The 5,199-nt window shown below is 64.0% G+C and carries 6 protein-coding genes and 1 pseudogene; 2 read left to right on the top strand and 5 right to left on the bottom strand.

Annotated features, from left to right (window positions below; all coding sequences use genetic code 11):
* Positions 1–300 precede the first annotated feature (300 nt).
* Positions 301–513, bottom strand: a complete 213-nt coding sequence (locus BLR02_RS27825) for a hypothetical protein (protein ID WP_143018383.1) — start codon at positions 511–513, stop codon at positions 301–303.
* On the opposite strand from BLR02_RS27825, the pseudogene BLR02_RS30725 reads away from it, so the two are divergent.
* Positions 422–878: pseudogene (locus BLR02_RS30725) on the top strand (hypothetical protein); the annotation flags it as partial. The gene BLR02_RS27825 and the pseudogene BLR02_RS30725 overlap by 92 nt on opposite strands.
* Before the next feature lie 874 nt (positions 879–1,752).
* Positions 1,753–2,124 (top strand): hypothetical protein, encoded by a 372-nt coding sequence (locus tag BLR02_RS29120; RefSeq protein WP_143018382.1) that lies wholly within the window; start codon positions 1,753–1,755, stop codon positions 2,122–2,124.
* A gap of 652 nt (positions 2,125–2,776) precedes the next feature.
* On the opposite strand, the gene BLR02_RS27820 is transcribed toward BLR02_RS29120, so the two are convergent.
* From BLR02_RS27820 to BLR02_RS27805, 4 genes are all read right to left on the bottom strand, one after another.
* A complete protein-coding gene (locus BLR02_RS27820; protein WP_090665447.1) occupies positions 2,777–3,502 on the bottom strand; it encodes a DUF2270 domain-containing protein in 726 nt (241 codons plus the stop codon).
* Positions 3,503–3,845: 343 nt separating this feature from the next.
* Positions 3,846–4,052, bottom strand: a complete 207-nt coding sequence (locus tag BLR02_RS27815; RefSeq protein WP_245705001.1) for a hypothetical protein — start codon at positions 4,050–4,052, stop codon at positions 3,846–3,848.
* A gap of 18 nt (positions 4,053–4,070) precedes the next feature.
* Entirely contained in the window at positions 4,071–4,805 is a 735-nt protein-coding gene (locus tag BLR02_RS27810) for an IS6 family transposase (protein ID WP_090665445.1), read from the bottom strand.
* 125 nt (positions 4,806–4,930) lie between these two features.
* Positions 4,931–5,199 (bottom strand): IS66 family transposase (locus tag BLR02_RS27805; RefSeq protein ID WP_143018381.1); only part of this gene is annotated, 269 nt, incomplete at its 5' end.

The following is a 5,199-nucleotide window of genomic DNA, read 5'->3' as shown; positions in this document are numbered from 1 at the left end:
GCGCCGAACACCAGCGTCTTCGGCACCATCCTGACGACCGTCACAGCCTGACCGCTCCGCCGTTGAAGTTAGGAGGGGGTGGGTAATTACCCTGGCGCACACCATCCCTCCGCTATGGCTGAAGCGGGCCTTCGCGGTGTTCCTGGCGGCGACCTCGGCACGAATGTTTTACAGCCTGTTCACCTGAACGCCGTCTTGGTCGGCACTCACGCCAGGAGCATCGCCGCGTCGTCGAGAGGTGGGACAGGCCGCCGAGGGCGCGGGCCGGGTGCCGCGAGCATTAGCCTTCCCCCACTCCTCCTAGTCCCTCACGGCCTCGATCCGGCCCATCACGTCGTCCTCGCGCCGCGCGTCGGCCTCGGCAACGGCGCGGGACTGGCGCCTGGCTTCCTCGGCGAAGCCCTCCACCTGCTGCACCGAGGGGCCCTGGCGCGCGTGCGGCCGCACTGACACCGGGGAGCTGCGCGAGCAGCGGATCGCGCTGGCCGGGGCGGCCGAACCATGGCGCTGCATCGAACTCACCTTGGACACACCGACCGAGGCGGGTGAGAGCACCATCCGGCTGTGGAGTAACCTGCCCGAACGGGTCGACGCACGGCAGATTGCCCGGCTGTACCGCCGGTGGTGGTGCGTGGAGTGCATGTTCCAGCGGCTCGAGGCAGTGCTTACACAGCGAGATCCGCAGCCTCGGCCACCCACGTGCGGCGCTGCTCGGCTTCGCCGTCGCGATGCTTGCGTACAACGTCCTGGCTCTGCTGCACCGCTGCATCGAGCAGGCACGCCAAGCCACCCACCCCACCCCGCAGGTGTCTGCCTGCCACTTGGCCCTGCAGATCCGGAGCGGCTACGAGGGCATACTCATCGCCGTGCCGGCCGAGCAGTAGCCAGCCTACAACGAGGCCGACCGGCTACCGTGGCCGAGCACCTGACACGCCGAGCCATTTGTGCATGGCCACGAGGGTGGCGCAGGCAACCCAGGCCGCACGCAACGATGGATTGGCCCAGGCCCATGACGCACTGGCAGAGCTTGTCCCCGAAATCCATAGGGGGGACCCAAGGCGCTCGACGACGCCCACCGAAAGGGCAAGAAGGAGGGCGCCTTGGGGGGTTCCTGTGGAGCTTCGGGGGCAAGCGCCTAAGTGTCCGTCCGGGAACAATGTGGGCCAAATCAAGCGGCTACCGAAGCAGCGTAGTGGCGGCCACCATTCCACCCATCCGCTTCAGCGCAGTGTTGGACCGCCTTCGGTACGAAAAGTCGGGTCCGAAGAAGCCTGAAATTAGGCCGTTTGTTCCCGGACGGACACTAAAACCGGGACCGCGCCGGTCCCACACTAAAAGCTGCCGTACTTCGGTCCAGACAAACCGTATAGCGACTCCTTATATGTCCGATTCCTAAGTCTTTCAGAAGAGGGCATTTTCATTCATACAGTATGGCAGCAGGGGGGAAGACATCGCTCGGCCGAGCGGAGAGCAAATCAGCTCCCGACGCCGGAGAGAACCGAACTTCCGCAGCCTGTTGTAGCCCGAAGGCTTGCGACGATCCACCGTGCCTCGCCGCCCAGCCGCTGCGCCGCGATCGCCTCGGCGCTGCGCCGGCCATGCTTCCAGGTGGCCCGGCGGCACCGCTCGAGGCCCTCCGGATCCGGGCGCCAGGTCAGGGCTTCACGGGGCGGAGAGAGGGTCGCTCATTCGCGCCTATCCCCGGGGTACCGTCCCCGCCACTAGCGCTCGCCCGCCATCCCGAGTGGCGACGTGCTGCGCCGTCACGACCTGGCGGCCGCTATTCCGCAGATTCCGAATCCAAAATCGAGTTTGGTTGGACCAGAGGATCACATCTCCCACAGAAAGCCTATTTTCCGCAGCTTTTCGTTACTGTTTGAGGACGAGGTTAGAAAACATGCGACACAGCTCGTGGTCAGTTACCTCCTCCGAGCCATCGAAGGATTCGAGCGCATGGGCAAGATCGCTAGCCCGCAAACGCTCGCTGGCATCTACCCCAGCAGCGGCAAGAAGCATCAATTCCAGCACACGAGCGCGTGGCGACATGCCAAGGAGGCGTTGGGTAATTTCTTGACTGACAGCATCATGCCGTGCGGCAAGATCGTCCATGGCATCGACTGGTAACCAGCCGGATCCAGGTAGTGGGTCGGTGTTTGACATGGTCCACCTCATATTGAGCGAAGCCGGTTCCGCTGGCTTAGTGTGGGCCTAAAGCCTCATCGTGGAAGCATCTGCTATCCTCTGCTTCCGCCCGTCCCTGCCATGGAACCCGCGCCGGCCGAGCCGCCCAGCAGTCCTAGATCACTAAGTTGTTCGGTTGGCTTTTGCGCCTGCGGATCCGGTTCCTGTCCCAGGAGCGATACAGTGTGGTTCACAGGCTTGTTTCTGGCTGGACTGGCAATAGGATCTGGCGGTCTGGTCGCATTGGCGTCTCCAACGTGGGATGGTGAAGCAACGCCGGATCCAGCAATTTGGCTCCATAAGCTGATCCCTGGCCGCGGCCAAATCGTCTCTACAGATCACGGGTGTTTCGGGGCTGCCTTCTCATATTGGAGCGGTAGAACGAAGTTATTTTGACGGGCTCCGGTGGCGAGGCCTGGAGCTGCATCTACCGCCCGAGAAGCTCCACTCGAGGCGTCCGAACGGATTTTGCTGCAATCTCGCGATGCCGCATCGACCAGTCAGAAGCTGCGACGTGGCAAGGTGGCGGCGAGTCTCGTCGCGCGGTCCCATTACGCAACAAATCTTTGGAAATAAGCGGGATCTCGCGCTCGGTTCAAACGTGGACATCGCCGTGTGTCAGCTCGCCGAACTTCTCGGGCGGGCGGAAGGTGGCATAGCCGAGCCAGCAGTAGAATGCGCCCACCGCAATGAGCACGACCCAGCCCGGAACAGGGCCGAGCGCCAGATTCTGGATCATGCCTGGCACAGGCTTCGCCGGGTCGACTGCAACCTCGTCCCGCAGCAGCCAAGATGATGAGATCTTCAGGATCCAGGCCGCTAGCAGCACGAGGAACATCCAGAAGTAGTTCCGCCGGAGCCTCCGCGACATCGCCGTCCTCAGCGGCATCAGGAACCGCGGCTCCCGCAGGTCGTCGCCCAGGTGCCTTGCCCAGTTTTCCTCCACGCCCGCACGAGGGGCGAAGACCTGCGCGTAGTAGTTCCGCTCGAGCCGCCGCACTCGCGTCCTGTAGACATCGAAGAACCGGTAGCGCCGCGCCTCGATCGAGAGCATCAGGAAAACCAGCACCATGGCGAAGAGAAGGACACCGTGGTGGGCGCTGGGTGTCGACAGCGAGACGGAGAGCATTCCTGCCACCACCGTGATGGCCCAGTTCGTCGTCAGGTCGATCCGGTCCCTCCACCCCGACATCCGTGCGATCTCCGCCCGATGAAAATGGGCGAGGACTGTGATGGCCTCGCTGGAGGTGGCGGGAAGCGGCAGGCTGGGGGGGCGCCCGGATCCCTCACTGCCCTGCTGCTTTCCTCGAACGGCGTCCATGGCGGTCTCCCGGGTAGGTGGCGAGGGTAGCGGGAGACTACCGGCCCTGGTAGCAGCCTCCAGCCCCGCGCCGATGCATCGAACTGCCGCGCAGGCGGCATGGCGCGCCCGATGCCACTGATACCAAATCCCGCTGATCAGAACCCATGCTGTAAAGAAGCTCCAGCGAGGCCGAGGGCGGGCTGCGCCAGGGCGGCAATGCGCCGCCGATAGGTTGGGACCACTGGGACTTGGTATGAGTTCAATCTCTTCCCAACCATTCCGCCCTACCGGTGGTTCATGGTGTTTACCTCAGGACAAGATCGAGACGCGCGGACGAGGTCCCCCTGACGGGATCCATGGCTCAGTGCGCGGCGAGGCTCCGCTGCAGCCGCGTGATGGCGCCGGGCAGGCCGCGCACCCTCAGCACCCGGCCGGTCTCGTCGTGCTCCTCGGACAGGACCCACGCGCTTTCATACACCTCGCCAATGAGCCCCTGCTTCGCATAGGGCAGCACCAGCAAATCCTCGACCATCGGGTTGTGTTGCAGCGTTTGCTGCGGGTCGCACATGGCCTGCATAGCAGGAGATCAAGCGTCAGACTGGAACAGCTCGGCGATGAAGGTAGCTTGAGCCTTGATGTTGCGCCCGCCAATACCCTGAACCTGCCCCTTCCTGATCATCGCCATCGCCTCGTAGCCTGCCAGTGTTCGTCGCGCCGTGTGGAAGCTGCCAAAGCCAAGCCCTGGTCTGACCAGGCGTTTTACGCGCCGGTGATCTTGTTCCACAATGTTATTGAGAAACTTGCACTGTCGTAGCCGGGCGAAGCGCCACAACTCGTCGTCTGCTTTCAAATCCGCCGTGGCGCACGGGTAAGCTGGGTTCTTGTCCACTGTGATGGTGCGCGGGTTCACCGTATGCGGCCGCCCAAGCGCCTTGCGGAAGAACCGCTTTGCGGCGTCGGTATCCCGCTTGGCCGAGAGCAGGAAGTCGATCGTCTGGCCACGGCTGTCGACCGCCCGATACAGGTACATCCAGCGGCCCTTCACCCGAACGTAGGTCTCATCGACCCTCCACGATCCGTTGGACAGGCGCAGATGGGGGCGGAGCCGCCGCTCCAGCTCCGGTGCATAGGCCTGGATCCAGCGGAAAATGGTAGTGTGTGCGAGGTCGACACCGCGCTCCTGCGGCATGAGCGCGAGGTCGCGGTAGCTAATCGGGAACATGAGGTACCAGCGGACCGCCCAGAGGATCACCTCGGCGGTGAACTGGCGGCCTTTGAAGGTCAGGTCCGCCCGAAGTGTCGCCAGCCGCCGTCTTGCCATGTCCCAGCATGGCTGCGACCGCCTCGATCCACAAACGATGCAACAGAACCAGCGCACCTCCAATGCTCCGCGAACAGCTCGACCAGTAATTCCCCACCCCCTCTCTGACTTCTGCGGCGTAGCGGTCAGGCCGTGACAGTCGTCAGGATCGTGCCGAATACGCTAGTGTTCGGCGCGAGGCGGGCGGTGTCGACGACGGTGCGCACGTCCGCCTCGCCCTGAGCGGCCCACATCGCGCGATAGCCATTGGTGACCTTGCGCTGGATCACGGCGGGACGCAGGTCGCGCTCGCAGGCGTTGTTCGTCGCCCCGACCTGGCCAGGCCAGTCGACAAAGGTCAGAAGCTGGTCGCGCGCTCGCCGCAGCTTCGCTTGCAGCGCCCGCGTCAGCTCAC

Source organism: Belnapia rosea (genome assembly GCF_900101615.1).
GTDB lineage: Bacteria > Pseudomonadota > Alphaproteobacteria > Acetobacterales > Acetobacteraceae > Belnapia > Belnapia rosea.
This window is presented reverse-complemented; position numbering and strand designations above follow the sequence as displayed.

Bases quoted from the DNA above. Each gene is read 5' to 3' on its own strand.
- BLR02_RS27825 (WP_143018383.1), bottom strand. From the start codon at position 513: ATGCAGCGCCATGGTTCGGCCGCCCCGGCCAGCGCGATCCGCTGCTCG.
- BLR02_RS27820 (WP_090665447.1), bottom strand. From the start codon at position 3,502: ATGGACGCCGTTCGAGGAAAGCAGCAGGGCAGTGAGGGATCCGGGCGC.
- BLR02_RS27815 (WP_245705001.1), bottom strand. From the start codon at position 4,052: ATGTGCGACCCGCAGCAAACGCTGCAACACAACCCGATGGTCGAGGAT.
- BLR02_RS27810 (WP_090665445.1), bottom strand. From the start codon at position 4,805: ATGGCAAGACGGCGGCTGGCGACACTTCGGGCGGACCTGACCTTCAAA.